Genomic DNA, 17,464 nt, shown 5'->3' on the forward strand with positions numbered 1-17,464 from the left:
TACCTCATTATAGTTCCCCGTCAACGGAAACACACGTTAATTTCAGAAGCCTTTTCCGATGTACGCTTACGATTCCATATGACCGATGCCCACACCACCTTTGCGGAAAAGAACATCAATTTCATGGAGTTCCTGCTGGATCATGCCTCGATCAAGTTCCGCAAAGCTCTGACGTTCAAGAATCTCCTTGAGATAATCTGTATGCTTCCGAATAATCGCCTTGTTCTTCTCATTGGATTTCTCCAGAATATGTCTGTGCGCCTTGATGATGGAGAGTACTACAAAGATGTCCTCTTTACCGTAATGAATCATCTGATTGAAGGTATCGGACAGAAGCTTGTCCAGATCATAGCTTTCTCTGTACAGAGATGCTCTGTTTCCGTTGTCTTCATCCCGTATGACCACATATCCCGCTTTCAGCTCAGCCAGTTCCCGCAGAAGAAGTCCCAGATCTCTGATGCAGTGAATTGCCGTATTGGGGTCATTGATTCCAGGAGAAAGCGCTTTCAGGGCCACCTCCACCAGCTTCTGAATGGAAAAGCTGAAATCCTGGACTTCCGTACGCCTGTCCCCTATATCCAGACTTCTTCCGATTTCATCAGACAGATTGTCCCTGAGATCGCTGTTCCGATCATAGTAGATCTTGGCGATGATATCCTGATCCGTCACGAACTGGCCTGGAAGTTTATCGAAAATGATCATCACTTTATTCTCTGCTGCAATTTCAAAGAGTCTTTTGTAATAGATTTCTGCAATATATCCGTTTCTTGGACTCCGGATGCCCAGTTTTGCCTCAAAATTGTCGATTTCCTCTTTGCCGATGGAATCGTATTTTTTTATTTCTTCCTTATATGTGAGAATGTCATCAAAAGCCTTATCAAACAGACGATCAATCAGATTGCTCGCCTGGATATATGTTCCCACATTATTGATGTAAAGTATGAAACTGATCAGTCCGACCAGAATGTAGATCACACCGAATGTGCCAGCGAGAATCTTGAAATCAGAAAGAATCTCTCTGATGAAAAGAAGAGAAAGAATGGAATACATGAATCCGCTGACAAAGATTCCGAAAGATTTCATGGTGCTCTTCTGGGTCAGAAAATTTTCCACCACTCTTGGAGAGTACTGCGATGTATACATGGTCAGCACCACCATGGTGGTTGAAAAAGTGAAGGTCATGATGGTGATGAATGCACTGGCAATGATGGACAGCACAGTTTTCGCGAGATCCGTGCTGGTGGTGAGAATTCGAGGGATATACTCCGATATGTCAAAAAAGATCCGGGAGTCCACCACAATGACAAGACTTGCAAGTACAATGGCAAACAGCGTATACATGACAGGGTAGAGCCAGATGCTTCTTCTAATTTTGTAGATTACTCTCTTCAGATTCATATATTCCCCCCATCAGACTGCTTCAGTCTTCCGTATCATGAGCGATTTCTCTTAATTTCTTCACCTGATCGTCTCTGCCAAGAACAATCATCGCATCTCCCGCATGGAGCGATTCGTTGGGACCTGGATTGAAGAACATGTTCTTTTCCTCTTTTTTCCGCAGAGCCAGTACGATAAGCCCTGTCTTTTCCGGAATGGCACTGTCTTTCAGCGTAAGATCGCACAGAGAAGACCCTTCCCTGATTTTCACATCCTCCAGACTCAATACCACGTCTCCCGCGTGGGTGATGGCATCCAGAAAGCTGATGACCTTCGGCCGCAGCATCATGGTCGCCATACGGATTCCTCCGATCTCATTGGGAGAAACTGTATTGTCTGCTCCTGCCTTTTTCAGTTTTTCGCTGGCGTTTTCCTCCACAGCTCTTGCCACAATATGAAGCGTACTGTTCATCTGTCTAGCCGTAAGAACTGTATAGACATTTTCCGCATCTTTGGGCAAAGTGGCCACCAGTCCTTTGGCATAGGCGATTCTCGCTTTATTCAGCGTACTCTCGTGGGTGGCATCTCCTTCCACATAGAGAATATCCGACTCTTTCAGCTCTTCTATGACTTTCCTGTCGCTGTCGATGACGACAAAGGGAATGTTCTGCTTTTTGAACTGTGCAAGGGTGTAAAACCCCGTCTCCCCAGCGCCACATATAATATAATGATTTTCCAGTTTACTGATTATATTCTCCATCCTCTTTAATTTCCATGCCTCCTTGATTTCCCCTTCTACGAAGAGGGAAACGATATTCGATACGACGTACCCCACAGTTCCGATGCTCATGATGATGATGAACATGGAGAAAAGCTTCGCTTCCGGTGTCATTTCCGTCACTTCTTTGTAGCCTACGGTGGAAACTGTTATGACTGTCATATACAAGGCATCCACCAATGGGATGTCCAGTAGGAATCTGTAGCCTATGGTCCCTGTCAGGATAAGAACAGCTATGAGCATCACAAGAATCATGACTCTGTTCCGATTCTCCATACATTCACCTGCCTCACTTCATTATGCTGAGTTCAGAAATTTCTGAATCTCACTTATAGTATTGTACCATAATGTTATTTACATACTATGTACTGATTGAAACGAATTTCTTAATCGCTTATCCAGCTGAATCTGTATTCATGATGGGCAGGGACATCGATATCCGGAGCACTCTCCATCATGATTCTCCCCTGGAGGTTCTTCTCTGATGCAGTGAGATGGAAATGACATAATGCGATGCCCAGATCAAGTCTCTGGATGTCATAACTGAATGCATCACTGTATCCGGGGCTCCTGGCTTCGTAGAAATGGAAGGATCCATTGACCCTCAGCACTCTCCATGGCTGCTTGTTGGATGCGGAAGGCGCAAGCCTTACCATCTCCAGCACTTCTTTATACGCCTTGGCTTCTTCCCTGGAAAGAGGGTGGCTGAAATCATCTGTGAAGAAAATTTCTCCCCAGGGTTTTCTCTGGTCTCCCTTTGAGATGAACCGCACCAGATTGTCTGTCATGCTTTTTGCTATCCTTGGATATCCCACGGGTGTGATGGCAGGAAAAAGCTTTCCATTCTCGATGTCCATGGCTTTCCTGAAATCCTCCCTTTTGAATGTTCCGCCAAGCCAGCAGGTTCCGACGTTTCTGGAAGCGGCAAAAAGAATCAGTTTTTCCATCTCATATCCCAGCGCTTCCAGCGCAAACGGTCCGTCATTCACCTGAGCGCCGATGTAGTCCACTGTCCCTTTTATGACCCCATAGGTTCCGAGAGATTTTCTGTTCTCACCTGCATCCAGAAAGAAGAACTTCACCTTTATCCCAAAGGGGTTTGATAGGGAGTCCATATAGTTCTGAAGTTCCTTTTTATCCACATCATTTAAGGCTTTGTCCCCAAAAGTCCGCACAGATTTTCTCTTCTCTATGATTTCTTCCACGGGTTTATCGAAAATTCTATTCATTCTTTTCTCCTTCACTTCTTTCCTATCGAACTTATTCATCTCACTAGACTTTTGGCCATCCAGATGTCAGGTTTTCCGATGCCGTTGGTATCTGGAATAACGCCGACGATGCTGTAGCCCATCTTCTTATAGAATTCATAAGGATGTCCTTTGAGGTTTCTGATTTCCGCGATCTTTCTGAAAGGATCCTGAAAAAGATCGGTATTGCTGAGACTTGTGGCTCCAGTTTCATCATCCGTTCCAAGATACAGCGTAACAGCTCCTTTTTCAGCCACCGCTTCTTCAAGGAAAGCAGTCAGTTTTGCGCCCACTCCCTTACCGCGGTAATCCTTTCTCACCACCAGAGGATGAAGTTCCCATCCGGTGTCTCCATATTGGGGAATGGCACCGACAAGTCCCACAACCTCTCCATTGAAGACCGCTTTCGCCGCGATTCTGTTCTCCTGAAGAATATTATGGACTTCCTCTTCCGGGTCTTCTCCATAAGCTACCGGAAAGGCTTCTCTAAGAAGCTCTGCCGCCTGGACTTCGTGTACTTTGTATCCTCTTCTGAACAGCTCTATTCTTATCACTTCCATGAGATTCTCCTCTCTTTTCGCTGGTCCATGCAATAAGTTCACTTCTCTCCCTCCTCCACATAGGTTCGGAAGGTCTTCACCATTTCCCCATCCGCCTCCTTTTCCGTGTAGCGAAGGGAGGCATAAAGGCTGCGAATCTCTTCGTTTTCTCTGAAGTATGCGCTTCCTTTCTCCTTCACTGTGAAAGTGGTATCTGATTTTTCGATTTTCACATGTTTTCCGATGTTCCTTAAATATCTTCTGTAGTAGTATCGAATCTGTTCCTTGGCGGTTTCGGGCAATCTTTCTCTTCTTTTTCTTCTCCCCTTCTCTCTCTCATCCAGGATGAATTCACGGACTTCCTCAAATGGAAGCTCCTCTGCTCTTTGTCCCTTTCTGCCCTTCATGAATCGCACGATGAGAAAAATCATGACAAGAACCAGAATGAGCGGAATCAGTGTATCCAGAAGAGGTGTACTTCTGATTTCCTGCACACTTTCCTGGAAAGCGTCGGTGAAGGATTCCAGCGCCTGCTCTTCCACTGCCTCTTCTCTCGGTGGGATTCTTTTCACCAGCGCTATGATTTTCGTAAAGACCCAGAAACCTGCATAAGCTATAGGATAGATTACATAATAAAGAATCTCCAGTATGGCTCCATAAAGGAATTTCAGCAAATGAAGTGCTCCATTTCTCAGCTCCTCGATGGTTGCAACCAGAGATAAAACAGTGGTTATGGCCAGATAGAGCATGATGTTTCTTCTGGTCTTCTTCTCATCCAGTCCCGCCTGCCTGTGCCGTAAGGATGTGGTAAGTATGATGGTGCTGAAAAAGTACAGCAGCATATAGGGCAGAGCTCTACCCACAAGCCTTCCCATGAAGCTGTTCATGGTCCCTATAAGCGTAATCACAAAGAGAACACCGTAAGTCACTCGAAACCGGAAAGACAGATCTTCAGGATAAAGCTTTCCGAGCTTCCGGTAATAATAGAGGGTGAACACAGTGGTATACAGGGCGGTGAAGAAGGCATAATCCCTGGTCATTTCCATCAGCCAGGGAAGGGAGAACAAAATGACCATGAGTCCTGCTGCGTACTTCCCCTCAAGCTTCTTCCACAGGAAGAAGCTGAATATCAGAACCACATAGAGAAAGAGTACAATCCCTCTCAGCTGATCGATCTCGAAAAGCACCGTGAGCAGTGTAAATGTAAGGGTTATGATGGAAATCAGTTCAAGAATCAGCATTTCCAATGAAATTCACCCCCTTATAGATTTCAATGGATCTGGGCAGCTTTTCAAGATTCACCGGGTCACTGACAATGACCACGGTTTTACCGAAGGATCTGGAGAATTCCTTCAAGGGTCTGATGTATTCCGGCAGAATCTTCGGAGTGATCAGAATGAAGGTCTGATACGCATTCCGGTTTCTGGAAAGGGCTTTCAGTCCATCTTCTAGCGTCATGGAGATGACACTGCTGAGCTTTCCGAGAATCTCATTGTATTTATTCAGATTCTCTTTGGAGAGCCCAGGAGGAAAATAGTATCCTCTCTTCCGCCCGGTCTGATTATAACCGTTACTGGAAAATCCGTAGGGGATTCTCTCTTTTGTCAGCTCCTCCATGACGGATCTTGTGAGAACAATGGCTTCTTCCACAGCATCCTTGTCAGGATCTTTCCAGAAGGGTTTTGTGCTTTCCAGATTGAGATATAAAAGAGCACTTTTTTCCGCAGTGAAATCAAACTGTTTCACCATCAGTCTGTCATGCTTCAGGGAGGATGGCCAGTGAATATGTCTCTGGGACTCACTGCCTGTGTATTCCCTGATGCCACGGATCATTAGCGGATCGTCAATGATCCATCTTTTCACGGAAAAAGGTCCATAAAGACCCGCATAAGGCAGAATGATTTCCTTGAGCGGTCTCTTTTCGGGCAAAATGATCACAGGGATCTTCAGAGGAACCTCTTTATAGATCTGGTGAAACCCCAGAAAGTCTCCTATTTTCATAGAGGCTTCCTCAATGTACCACAATCCTCTTTTTCTTCCATGCACATGATAGGTTCTCTTCACCCTCTGGAAAGGAAGAAGAAAAAGACTGTAGCTGTTCACTTCAACGGATAAGGCTTTATTATAGTATTCATCCACTCTGAGAAACGGTACTGAAATGAATTTCCTGTTCTCCACCACAGGTGACAGCAAAATCTCTTCTCCGATCTCATACACTTTCTTGTCTGCACTTGTATGATATACAAGTTTCTTCCCTGAATAGTGAAACAGCACTTCGTTCAGGATGAATGTCAGAAGAAGTATCCCAATAAAAATCCAGAGCATCAGCTTTCCTCCAGATTTTCCAGCGGTACCTGAATCTCATCCATGATCATCCTGATTCTTGCTATGCACTCTTCCACACTGCTGGCATCATCCAGAAGAATTCTGTGATTAAGGGTATGAGGAGCCATCTCCTGTATGTCTTCGGGCATGATGTAGTCTCTTCCCTCAAGGGAAGCTTTCACCTGTGCCGCCTTATAGAGGGCGATGGATCCTCTTGGACTCACCCCTAAGCTGATCTCTTCCGATGTTCTTGTAGCACGAATGATATCCAGAAGATACTCCATCACTTCATCCGTGATGGTGACTTTCCTGATTTCCTCCATCATGGAAAAGATGCTTTCCATATCAGACACAGTTCTCAGCCCTTCCAGGACATTTCCGAAGGTATTGAGAAGTATGATCTTCTCTTCCGATTTACTCGGATACCCGAGCTTGATTCTCATGAGGAATCTGTCCATCTGCGCTTCAGGAAGAGGGAATGTTCCATAGGATTCGATGGGATTCTGGGTGGCCAGAACCATGAAGGGTTTCTTCAGTCTTCTTGTTTCTCCATCCACCGTAATCTGTCTCTCTTCCATGGCTTCCAGAAGAGCAGACTGTGTTCTTGGGGTTGCACGGTTGATTTCATCAGCCAGAATGATGTTGGAGAATAAAGGTCCTTCTCTGAATTCAAAGTCCCTGGTCTTCTGATTATAAAAGCTTACTCCTGTGACATCTCCAGGAAGCAGGTCCGGCGTGAACTGGATTCTTTTGAAAGGGAGATCCAGTGTCTTTGAGAAGGAACGAACCAGCATGGTCTTTCCCATTCCAGGAAGGTCTTCCAGAAGAATGTGTCCTTCTGATAAAAAGGCAATGAGCAGCAGCTCGATTTCTCTGTCTTTTCCGATGATCACTTTACCGACATTTTCCAGGACTTTCTTTTTTAGTTCAACAATCTGATTCATATATCCTCGCTTTCAGCATTAAAGAGTGTTGCATATCCGTCTTCTTTTCTTCGGATCCCCCGCAAAAGGTAATCCTTTTCATATAATAAATATACACTGATTTAGAGTTCGGGTCTAACAATTCCTGCTGCAGTTTTCTTTTTTTCCGATACATTGGTCACTGAGATGAAATTTCATCTGAAAAGTGCCGGAATCCCGAAGAAGTTCGGGGTTAGGAGTGAAAAAGACGGGTTATAATGTAGTGACTGATACAGTTTTAATCGGAAAGAGGAGGTCAAACCATGAAGATGAAAAAATCAATACTGATGCTTGTCTGTTTTATTCTTTTCTTTTCAGGTTTCACGTTCCTGAAAGATCACAGGAAACGTCCTCCTTCGGAAGTGACCTATAAAACAGCCTATGAACATAACTACTTTGTCATAAAAGATCAGATCCGCAGGAATTATTCCATCAGCAGTTCCCACATCAAAGTGCTTCAGACAGAGAAACAGGATCGCATCCGCTTTGTCCTCTTTTCCTTTATGGATGAGACGCATCACTACATCGGACAACTCACCTATCTTGATGAGAATCAGGAGAATCCAGAGAATCCTCGCATCCCTGAAGACACAGTGAAATCACTGAAAATCCATTCCCTGAAAGACAAGAAGACACCCTTCAGGATGATGACCAGCATGATTACAGTGGATCAGATGGAGTACTGTTTCTATTATGGATGGATCAATGACGAGAATGTCCAGAAAATCGAATTTGATTTCATCGATGCGCGTTTTGAGGTTCATCCTGATGGCCAGAAGTACTTCCATCTCTTGCGGAACAAAAACATGAAAATGAACAAGACCACTGCCTTTGACTCCAACTCTCTTGTGATTCAGGAATACACCTACTAAAGAACGCACAGTGCAGAATCTGGATATGAAAGTCCTGGAGCTTTTTCCCCCTATGCTCCAGGACTTCTTTTCGCCTTTTCTTCCCTCTTCTTCTTCAGTACCGCCATTCCATGTGAAATCGTAGTTGCAGGATGCTTCAGAAAATATCTTCTGCTGCTGTATCTCATGACATCTCGTATCTTTTCCCGGTGGATATCATCATAGCAGTGGATTCTGCAGACACTGCAGAAAACTTTCCCCTCTTCATGAGGACAGGACAGGGATCTCTTTTCCGCATAGGAAAAAAGCGCATCGCAGTCCATGCAGGGCTTCCTGTGGTTCATTCCAGTACAGTAGATCTCGATCATGTCTTTTACTATTCCAATTTCACTTTTCGTCTTCAACTACTCCACTCCCTCATAGGAAAACGCCGATGTTTCTTCTCCGCTATCTGCTCAGAAAACCGGACACACTGCACAGCCAGATCATATGATCGCTGCCGGTGCCCCAGTAATCCTTCACAATCATGTAAGGCTCGCCGAACTTTCTGACCCACCTCTTCTGCGCTCTTTTATAGCCGCTGTCCAGAGAGAATTTCTCGATTCCTCTTCTATGAAGCTCATGAATCATGGCATGGATGAGCTGGGACCCGATGCCCTGACTCTGCAGCTCCGGCAGTATAAGAAGACTGCCCAGCTCTCCGACACCTTCCAGTGCGCCACCTGTACACTCCCTGATGATTTCTCCGCAGGGTCCGAAGGAAATGGTTCCGATGATTCTGCCATTTAATCTGGCCACGAGAAAGAATACTTCTCCTTCTTCTTCCACGGCCTCTTTCAGCATCTTCTTCTTGTGGAGGATCTCACCTGAAATCTCATCTTCCAGATGTCCGAGTCCTTCTTTCTGAAATGCATCTCTTACCACTGTTTCAAAGACCCAATTCGTTCCATCCAGATCTTCCGGTCCGGGCTTTACAATATGCACGCTGTTATTCATTCCCTTCTCCTCCTGCAAATGTGACTGTCATTTTCTTCTATTTTATCATTAATTATTTTCTAATTATTTTCGAAAGCCTCTAAAACAGTCATTTCCTTGCTGAATCAGCAGAAATATTGTAGAATTGTTCTAGCTTTGCAGAAAAATGTGATGCGTATAATGAGATACAGGGAGAACGGAAAATGGAATTGATCATCATAGGATTTGTCATCTGGTATTTCTACAGCAAATACTTCAAGCAGCCTTCAGGAAATCAAGTGAATTGCCCCTACTGCAGAAAAAGGCTTCATCTCAATGGACCGGGTTCCTATAACTGCCATCACTGCAGAAATATGTTTCACTACAAGAGTGATGGACAGGTACTAAGAGGAGAAGAATCCATAAATGAAGGACTGTCCATGCTGGCTGTTCTTTACGCGAAACTGGCGAAAGCCGATGGAATGGTCACAGAAAATGAGATTCATGCCATAGACCACATATTGAAGATTGAACTCGAAATGAACAGTGTTCAGAGGAAGGAATTCATAAGCATATTCAACCAAAGCAAGGAAATGCATCATGACCTGAAAAAGGTCGCTGGAGATTTATGCTCGTTCTACAACGACCACATCGATGTCCTGGAATTCATCATTCATTCTCTTTTCACCATCAGTGCCCTTGATGGAGGACGTAAGGTTTCCGAAGAAGAGATTCTGAAAGATGCAGTCCATGCATTTTATCCCAGAACCGGAAAAACTTATGAGCAATACCACCATGGAGCTTCCACTTCCCACGCATCCTCTCAAACAGCTCCTATTCCAGAAAGACTCTATGAGGTGCTGGAATGTGATCCGGAAGATACTGATCAGGTGGTGAAGCAGTCCTATCGAAGACTGATTCAGAAATACCATCCGGATAAGTATCAGTCCAAGGACCTGCCTGAAGACATGGTCGAGTACGGTTCTAGAAGGTTCATGGAAATTCAGGAAGCCTACAAGGAAATCAGAAAGCAGCGGAACTTCGTCTAGGAGCCCGGCCATCTGATTGCAGCAGAAGAAGGAAACAGGTCCCCTGTTCCATGACGCATAGCCAGCGTATGAAAAAAGAAACTCCACGTTTCTGACTGAAAATCAGGAACGTGGAGTTTTTCTGTCTTTTACACGCAGTTATTCACTTCTTGAGAAGACTGATGTCGCTCCTTCCTAAAAGCTCTGGATCCACTTCACAGCTTACCTGCGAACAGACTTTACTCTGAGGACACCCAGAGCATTTCACTCCGTTTTTCCTGTCCTTCAGAATTTTCATTACTGCAGCTGCAAGAATCATACCGATGACAAGTAATACAATCAGATTTTCCATCATATCACGCAGTCTCCTTCAGTTTTTTCGAATCAGAACTTTCTCTTCCATACATGAGATACATCACCACGCCGATCATGAGGGTAACGGCTAGAAGTCCAGGCAGGAACCCCTCCCCAGCTGCACCGGTGGTCAGGAGAGTTCCGATCTGATATACAAAGAATGCCACGGTATACCCCATACCCAGCTGGAATCCGATGCCAGCCCACAGCCACTTCCTGCTCTCCATTTCCGCATTCATTGCACCGATGGCAGCAAAGCATGGCGGCGTGAAGAGATTGAACATGAGATAGGCAAGGGCGCTGACGGAGGTCAGACCCATGATTTCCGCAATGGTGCCGGCTCCGGATACAAGCACAAGTTCTTCCGTATTGATGAAATTCGTGATGCTGTAGACCACAGCCAGCGTACCTACAACATTTTCCTTGGCGATGAAACCAGTCACTGCAGCTGCCGCCAGCTGCCAGGTCCCGAATCCCAGTGGAATCAGTATGATGGCAAAGGGATGGGAGATCCCTGCAAGAATACTGCTTGCTTCCATGCCCTCTTCCACCAGCGTGAGATTCCAGGTGAAGCTCTGCATGATGTGGATGATGGCGTTGCACAGAAGAATAATGGTCGCCGCTTTGATGATAAAGGCCTTCCCTCTGGAAAGCATGGATACAATTGCTCTTTTCACACTAGGTACACGATATTCTGGAAGCTCCATGATGAAATAGGAAGCTCTTCCGCTGTCTCTGGTTATTCTTTTTACAATGAGGGCACCTACTATGATAATCCCTATGGCCACAAAGTACATGGATGTTCCGACCCATGCGGAATTTCCGAAAAACACACCGGAAAACAAAGCGATGACGGGGAGCTTCGCTCCGCAGGGCATGAACGGCGTCAGCATCGCTGTGGTTCTTCTCTGGCGCTCATCTCGTATGGTTCTTGTAGCCATGATTCCTGGTATGGCACAACCGGTACCAATGACCATGGGAATGATGGACTTTCCTGAAAGCCCCACTTTCTTGAGGTAACGATCCATGACCACAGCAACTCTTGCCATATATCCGCAGTCTTCAAGCAGTGCAAGAAGGAAAAACAGAACCATGATCAGAGGAAGGAATCCTACCACAGCACCTACCCCTCCGATGATTCCATCCAGAAGCAGTGTGCTGAGCAGTGGTGAAACGGAATCCCCCAGCATGCCTTCCACCGCCGCATAAAGTCCATCGATCCAGCCAACAAAGATATCTGCCAGCATGGGGCCGAGGGTGCTCTGGGATAATGAAAACACCGCATACATTACAACGGCGAATAGGGGAATTCCCCAGTATTTATGCGCAATGATTCTGTCTATGGCATCGGATCTGTTTTGCCTGCTGCTCTCCACTTCACGGGTCTCCACTTCTTGAAGCAGGGACTCCACATACTGAAATCTTCTCTTCTCCAGAGATTCTCCCGTCTCCTTGCTCTCAGGACTCTCATCGATCCACGATGCTTTCTGCACCTTTCCCTTCACTTCTGCCGCAGCCGAAAGAAGATCCTTTAACCCTTTATTCTGTGTGGAAGAAGTTCGTACCACAGGACACTTCAGCTTCTCACTCAGTTTCTCTATGTTGATGTGAATCCCTTTCTTATCCAGTAGATCACTTTTATTCAGCGCAATGACCACCGGAATTCCGATTTCAATCAGCTGCGTCGAGAACAGAAGCCCTCTGCTGAGATTTGTGGTATCCACAATGTTGATGATCACATCCGGATGTTCCTCCACCACGAAACTTCTGGTGATGCTTTCTTCCGAATTGAACGGTGAAATAGAATAAGCTCCCGGCAGATCTACCACGCGTATGTTCTCATTGATGTCTTTCGAGAGACCTTTTTTCACATCTCCCTCTTTTTTGGCCACCGTTACACCAGGCCAGTTTCCCACGTGTTCGATCTTACCTGTGATGGCATTGAATAATGTGGTCTTACCACTGTTCGGATTTCCCGCTAGTGCGATTCTCATAATATCCCCCTTGCACATTGATGCATATAATATATTAAAGTTAGTTAAGACTAACTTCTGACCGAAAATAAAGGCATTTTCTCCTCATAAGAGGATCGACTTTGCCAGTTCCTGATCAATACTGTACCTGGCTCCCTTGATATGAACAACATAGTTGTCCGCAAGGCGCGAAATGAGCGTGATTTCCTCACCTTCATAACACCCCAGTGTGAAAAGAAATTTCTGCATTTCTTCATCCTCTGTTCTGATTCCTCTGATTACAGAAGTTTCATTGACCTTGGATGTGCTAAGGTTCTTTTCCTCTGCTGAAGTATTATCTACGGATCGGCTTCTGGCCTTGAAAAGTCTGTTAACAAAAGTGAATTCCATTTTCTTCCTCCTAATGCTGCTTACGACTTCTTCTCCTGCTCATTGAGATAGGTTCTGATTCCTTCCAGCATTTCATCTGATATGACATGTTCCATCCGGCACGCATTTCTGGATGCCTCTTCCCGGCTTAAACCTAGGGAACGCTGAAGATAGGTGATGATCAGCCTTCTTTTATGGACCACCTTTTCCGCAGCCTGTCTGCCCAGATCCGTCAAGGTGATGTGACCATACAGCTCCTTATCGATGTATCCTTCCTCCAGAAGCTGCTTCATGGCTTTGCTGACACTGGGCTTCGTGACCCCTAATATGTCGGCAATCTCCACCACCTTGGCGGATTCATTTTCCTCTTCCAGAAGCATGATGGTGGCCAGATACATTTCTGTAGATTCCGTAAGTTTCATCTTGATCCCTCTCCTGATTTCATTCAAACATAAAAGTTTGCTTAAGCTAACACTATCAGTGTAAACTTTCGTTATATTCTTGTCAACAGAAATCATCTTTGTCTTTTTTTATTTCAGAGTAATCTAATCAGATTTCCGGTGTATTTCATACTATCTTATTCAAAAATTGCTGACTTATTGATGATCTGATGCTGAATCAGGTCAAATTAAATGAAACTGAAATCCGAAAAACGGAATTTCCTGAATGTGAACTATTAAAAACTCAGCGTGAGCAGCACTGCTGACGCTGAGTTTTAAGCTAGATTCAATAACCGATTCTCATGCAATGTTACAGCCGAATGCTCAGGTCTCATCATCTGGAGCCTGCTGATCGCTGTTCTTTGATTTCAGTTCTTTTTCCATTCGAATGGCTCGAGGGCTGAAGCCGAATTTTTCATAAAGGCTTATGGCTTCTTTGCTGAACAAGTGCACAGCAAGTTCAATCCTGGAAGCACCGTTTCTCATGGCATAATCTTCGATGTAGTCAAGAAGCCTGGTCGCAATACCCTGACGTCTGTATTCTTCGGATACTGCGAAGTCATGGATATATGCATATTGTCTTACTACCATCATGGGTAGACTTACCATCATGCATTCCAGAAATCCGTATGCTACGATTTCATCATCTATGATTGCCACAAGAATCACCTTCTGATCATTCTTGAAGAAACTTTTCAGAAATCTCTCTGTATATAATGTTTCACTCTCTTTGTACACATCAGGGCGCTCTTCCACGTAGAGTCTATGTGCTTCTTTCTTGATCTTCAGAATATTGTTCAGGTCCTCCCAGACTGCTTTTCGTATGCTGAAATTCTCCATATTTTTCCCCTTCTTCAAATTCCACAGTTTCGTCCTTACCAGGTCTCTATACCGATTTAAGCATAGAAATATGTTTAAAGTGTGCCTTTACAATTCAGCAGGAGCAGATTCACAGGAGGGTGTCTACCCTGCACCGCTTATGCAATACGCTCTGCAGGAATCAGCCCTACGCAAAACATGACGAGAGATTCTCATCGAATTCCCTCGTCACGTCTCCATTGTCCTATTTCAGATTTTAATGGTCATGCTCTTCTTCTGCAGCCATGCCTTCGGCTCTGGTCTTATGCACGGTTCCATGCGGATGTTCTGCTGGCGCATAGATGGAATAGACCTTAAGCGGTTTATCCCCTTCATTTGTAAGATTATGCCATTTACCCGCTGGCACCATGATGGCATCATCATCTTCTGCATGTTTCTCGAAATCCAGATTGTCTTCGCTGTCTCCCATCTGAACCAGACCTTTTCCTTCTTCGATTCTCAGAAACTGATCTATGTCATGATGGACTTCCAGCCCGATATCTTCACCGACTTCAATACTCATCAGGGTTACCTGAAGGTTCTTCCCAGTCCATAAGGCCGTTCTGTAATTCTTATTGTCCTTAGTCGCATCCTCGATGTTGATCACTAGTGGATTTGCACCATAGTCTTTTAATTCCATAAAATTTCCTCCTTGCGTTCTGTACTTATCATTCATCCGGTCTGACGCTTCCTGCATAAACCATCCTAATCATAGTCTTCTTCTGTTTCCTGAAACACTGGTTTCAGAGATGTGATGAGATGTATCTGTTCCAGGATTCTCATGAATCTTCGTTCTTTTTTTATCTTGTATCTAGAACATTGCTTCATCATTAACATATACTCATTATAACACAATATCAGCATAAACCGAAGGATACAGCAGGGGGGTATAAGCCAGTGATAGATCTATTCATCGCAGGATCTTCTTCTGTAGCCCACTCTTTTTGAAGCCCTTATTATACTAGATTACAGCCATTTTACATGTCTGCTTCTCCTCCGCATTTTCTCTTGTGAGGACAAGAGTTGTACAATGTTCATATAGATTAATTTTCTATAAACATTCTTTGCTGACGCTGTAAACATCAGGTCTGCAGTCATACTGAAATACCCCCTGACGAACGATTTGGAAGTTCGGTCAAAAAAGAGGTCCTGTTTCAGCTGTGATCTTCAGGTTCTATAAAGAACAATGGTGATTTTCCATTCCAGGTGCTCACAATCAGCCGGAGCTCCTATAGAAGAAACAGCACAATGAACGCACTGAGGTGGCAGAAGCAATACTGAAAGTCGTTTATCAGGCAGTTACATCCCTCTTCTAAGTTCTATTCACTTAGCGGTCTATCTGAAGTTATAGGCAGTGACAATCTTTTCTCTGCCCAGTTTCACGTCGTTGAAGTACTCGTAGAGTGAAATACCCAGGTAGGAACCTGATATGTTCACCACATTGTCATATCCTGCATTCTGCAGTGCAAGGAGCGCATTATAGCTTCTCTGACTGGAACGACAGTGAAGATACACTGTCTGGTCCTTTGGAATTTCGTCGATTCTGTCTCTGATCTGGCTGAGGGGAATATTCAATGCACTCTTCAGATGCCCTCTGGAATACTCATGAGGCTCTCTCACATCCACGATGAAAGCTCCTTCTTCCACCAGAGCTCTCACTCTCGTCACGGGAACCTGACGGTATCTTCCATATAGGATATTAAGACCTACCAGAGCTGCGAAATTCACTACATCCTTCGCTGTTCCAAACGGTGGCGCATAGCAGAGTTCAAGCTCCTTGAGGTCTTCCAGCGTTCCGCCCATGGTGATCATGGTGGCGATGACATCTATCCTCTTATCCACATTTCCCTTACCTATGGCCTGTGCACCAATAATCTTTCCTGTTGGCACTTCATAAATCAGCTTGAAATGCATTGGCTGACTCTCCGGCATCAGACCTACCATGTCTCCAGGAATGACATAGACGAAATCATAACTCATTCCAGCCGCCTTAAGGTTCTTCTCATTCAGTCCTGTGGAAGCGGCATTGATTTCAAAAATCCTGACGACGGAAGAACCGATCACTCCATTGCTGTTATGCGGAATCCCATACATATGATCCGCCGCTGCTCTTGCCTGACGCTGTGCAGGCCCTGCCAGAGCCAGCCTTGTCGGTTTACCTGTAAGCTTATGGAATACTTCGATAGCATCTCCCACAGCATAGATGTCCGGATCATTGGTCAGGTAGTTATGATCCACTTTGATGGCACCTGTCACACCGATCTCTAGGCCTGCTTCTCTTGCGAGGCTTGTTTCCGGAGAAACACCAATGGCCATGACCACCGCTTCCGCCTTCACTCTGTCACCAGATGAAAGCTCCACTTCACTGTCATGAATCGCCTTGACACCATCGGAGAGAATCAGATCGATTCCATTGTCCATCATCTCCTTATGGAGAATCTGTGCCATGTCATAGTCGAAGGGTGCCATGATCTGATCCAGTGCTTCGATGAGGCTCACATTTCTGCCTGCCATTTTGAGGTTCTCTGCTACTTCCACACCGATGAATCCCCCACCTACTACAGCAACATTTTCCACTTTATTTTCAAGAAGATAGCTCTGCAGCTTACGGATATCCACGACATTTCTCACCGTGAAGACATGTCTGCTTGTGATCCCTTCAATGCTTCTTGGTGTGATTGCATTGGCTCCTGGTGAAAGAAAGAGTTTATCATAGCTCTCTGTATACTCTTCTCCGCTTTCGACATTTCTTATGAGAACATTCTTCTCTTCTCTGTTGATCTTCAGAACTTCTGAATTCACTCTCGCTTCAATATCGTACTGATTTCTGAACTGTTCCGGGTCCATCAGCACCAGACTGTCCGCATTCTCCACAATCCCCGATAAATGATATGGAAGAGAACAATTGGAAAAGGATACATTCGGTCCTTTTTCAAACATGATCACTTCTGCCTGTCCATCCAGTCTTCTGATTCTTGCTGCAACAGATGCTCCACCTGCAACGCCACCCACGATCAATACTTTTTTACTCATTACATTTTCCCTCCTGATTCTGATTATCCCTGTTTGCCTCTCTGCTTTGATGATGAACTCGTTTCTGAATCTCGCCATCTCTGAATAGGATCCATGAAAGTTCTCCTGCTATACCGTCTCATGTGAATACACCTGATGAAACAGAGCACACCAATTCAATTAACATAGACATTATAGCACTATACTTCAACGAAATTAACGATATTGTATTAATTCTGTTGAAATTATAGCAATTGCATGTATATACCCCCTTAAAATAAAAATATCAATATTATCCGTGGTAATTTCTGACATTTGTCAATAAATATACCCCTTGAACTTTTCAAACAGATACTGGAAACATGCGAATACGGCTATAGAATGGCAGAAAACAGGA

Annotated in this window: 17 protein-coding genes and 1 pseudogene; 2 read left to right on the forward strand and 16 right to left on the reverse strand. The window is 44.7% G+C overall.

All coding sequences use genetic code 11. The annotated features are described in order from the left end of the window. Positions 1 to 66: 66 nt before the first annotated feature. The 7 genes from ACHAL6_RS02640 to ACHAL6_RS02670 all read right to left on the reverse strand — a co-directional run bounded on the left by ACHAL6_RS02640 (position 67) and on the right by ACHAL6_RS02670 (position 7,210). Positions 67 to 1,398: a DUF2254 domain-containing protein gene (locus ACHAL6_RS02640; RefSeq protein ID WP_395268680.1), complete on the reverse strand. Its 1,332-nt coding sequence runs from the start codon at positions 1,396 to 1,398 to the stop codon at positions 67 to 69. A gap of 22 nt (positions 1,399 to 1,420) precedes the next feature. After that, positions 1,421 to 2,431, reverse strand: a complete 1,011-nt coding sequence (locus tag ACHAL6_RS02645) for a potassium channel family protein (RefSeq protein WP_395268682.1) — start codon at positions 2,429 to 2,431, stop codon at positions 1,421 to 1,423. A 110-nt stretch (positions 2,432 to 2,541) separates the two neighbouring features. Further along, positions 2,542 to 3,384: a nitroreductase family protein gene (locus tag ACHAL6_RS02650; protein WP_395268684.1), complete on the reverse strand. Its 843-nt coding sequence runs from the start codon at positions 3,382 to 3,384 to the stop codon at positions 2,542 to 2,544. Between the two features lie 35 nt (positions 3,385 to 3,419). Then, entirely contained in the window at positions 3,420 to 3,953 is a 534-nt protein-coding gene (locus tag ACHAL6_RS02655) for a GNAT family N-acetyltransferase (RefSeq protein ID WP_395268785.1), read from the reverse strand. Positions 3,954 to 4,000: 47 nt separating this feature from the next. Beyond that, positions 4,001 to 5,188, reverse strand: a complete 1,188-nt coding sequence (locus ACHAL6_RS02660; RefSeq protein WP_395268686.1) for a hypothetical protein — start codon at positions 5,186 to 5,188, stop codon at positions 4,001 to 4,003. Beyond that, positions 5,169 to 6,266: a DUF58 domain-containing protein gene (locus ACHAL6_RS02665; protein ID WP_395268688.1), complete on the reverse strand. Its 1,098-nt coding sequence runs from the start codon at positions 6,264 to 6,266 to the stop codon at positions 5,169 to 5,171. The genes ACHAL6_RS02660 and ACHAL6_RS02665 overlap by 20 nt, the downstream gene beginning before the upstream one ends. Beyond that, positions 6,266 to 7,210, reverse strand: a complete 945-nt coding sequence (locus ACHAL6_RS02670; RefSeq protein ID WP_395268690.1) for an AAA family ATPase — start codon at positions 7,208 to 7,210, stop codon at positions 6,266 to 6,268. The genes ACHAL6_RS02665 and ACHAL6_RS02670 overlap by 1 nt, the downstream gene beginning before the upstream one ends. A 281-nt stretch (positions 7,211 to 7,491) precedes the next feature. Between ACHAL6_RS02670 and ACHAL6_RS02675 the strand changes: the two genes are divergently transcribed. Beyond that, positions 7,492 to 8,100, forward strand: coding sequence for a hypothetical protein (locus tag ACHAL6_RS02675; protein ID WP_395268692.1), 609 nt, complete (start codon positions 7,492 to 7,494; stop codon positions 8,098 to 8,100). Between the two features lie 50 nt (positions 8,101 to 8,150). On the opposite strand, the gene ACHAL6_RS02680 is transcribed toward ACHAL6_RS02675, so the two are convergent. Both ACHAL6_RS02680 and ACHAL6_RS02685 read right to left on the reverse strand, forming a co-directional pair. Continuing rightward, positions 8,151 to 8,483, reverse strand: a complete 333-nt coding sequence (locus ACHAL6_RS02680) for a nitrous oxide-stimulated promoter family protein (RefSeq protein ID WP_395268694.1) — start codon at positions 8,481 to 8,483, stop codon at positions 8,151 to 8,153. Positions 8,484 to 8,526: 43 nt separating this feature from the next. Next, positions 8,527 to 9,075 carry a GNAT family N-acetyltransferase gene (locus ACHAL6_RS02685; RefSeq protein WP_395268696.1) on the reverse strand — a complete coding sequence of 183 codons (549 nt, stop codon included), beginning with the start codon at positions 9,073 to 9,075 and terminating at the stop codon, positions 8,527 to 8,529. Positions 9,076 to 9,257: 182 nt separating this feature from the next. On the opposite strand from ACHAL6_RS02685, the gene ACHAL6_RS02690 reads away from it, so the two are divergent. Continuing rightward, positions 9,258 to 10,082 carry a TerB family tellurite resistance protein gene (locus tag ACHAL6_RS02690; protein WP_395268698.1) on the forward strand — a complete coding sequence of 275 codons (825 nt, stop codon included), beginning with the start codon at positions 9,258 to 9,260 and terminating at the stop codon, positions 10,080 to 10,082. 142 nt (positions 10,083 to 10,224) lie between these two features. Here the strand turns inward: ACHAL6_RS02690 and ACHAL6_RS02695 are convergent, their stop codons facing one another. From ACHAL6_RS02695 to ACHAL6_RS02725, 7 genes and pseudogenes are all read right to left on the reverse strand, one after another. Next, positions 10,225 to 10,416: a FeoB-associated Cys-rich membrane protein gene (locus ACHAL6_RS02695; RefSeq protein WP_395268700.1), complete on the reverse strand. Its 192-nt coding sequence runs from the start codon at positions 10,414 to 10,416 to the stop codon at positions 10,225 to 10,227. A gap of 1 nt (position 10,417) precedes the next feature. Next, positions 10,418 to 12,409: a ferrous iron transporter B gene (locus ACHAL6_RS02700; RefSeq protein ID WP_395268702.1), complete on the reverse strand. Its 1,992-nt coding sequence runs from the start codon at positions 12,407 to 12,409 to the stop codon at positions 10,418 to 10,420. An 84-nt stretch (positions 12,410 to 12,493) separates the two neighbouring features. Next, positions 12,494 to 12,778: a ferrous iron transport protein A gene (locus ACHAL6_RS02705; RefSeq protein ID WP_395268704.1), complete on the reverse strand. Its 285-nt coding sequence runs from the start codon at positions 12,776 to 12,778 to the stop codon at positions 12,494 to 12,496. 20 nt (positions 12,779 to 12,798) lie between these two features. Next, positions 12,799 to 13,179 carry a metal-dependent transcriptional regulator gene (locus ACHAL6_RS02710; protein WP_395268706.1) on the reverse strand — a complete coding sequence of 127 codons (381 nt, stop codon included), beginning with the start codon at positions 13,177 to 13,179 and terminating at the stop codon, positions 12,799 to 12,801. Positions 13,180 to 13,521: 342 nt separating this feature from the next. Next, positions 13,522 to 14,037 (reverse strand): GNAT family N-acetyltransferase, encoded by a 516-nt coding sequence (locus ACHAL6_RS02715; protein ID WP_395268708.1) that lies wholly within the window; start codon positions 14,035 to 14,037, stop codon positions 13,522 to 13,524. Between the two features lie 235 nt (positions 14,038 to 14,272). Then, positions 14,273 to 14,695: pseudogene (locus tag ACHAL6_RS02720) on the reverse strand (cupin domain-containing protein); the annotation flags it as partial. A gap of 695 nt (positions 14,696 to 15,390) precedes the next feature. Then, the gene (locus ACHAL6_RS02725) at positions 15,391 to 17,088 is read right to left on the reverse strand and encodes an FAD-dependent oxidoreductase (RefSeq protein WP_395268710.1); all 1,698 of its coding nucleotides are present in this window, start codon (positions 17,086 to 17,088) and stop codon (positions 15,391 to 15,393) included. Positions 17,089 to 17,464 lie beyond the last annotated feature (376 nt).

The sequence above is a fragment of the Proteiniclasticum sp. C24MP genome (assembly GCF_043951855.1).
GTDB lineage: Bacteria > Bacillota > Clostridia > Clostridiales > Clostridiaceae > Proteiniclasticum.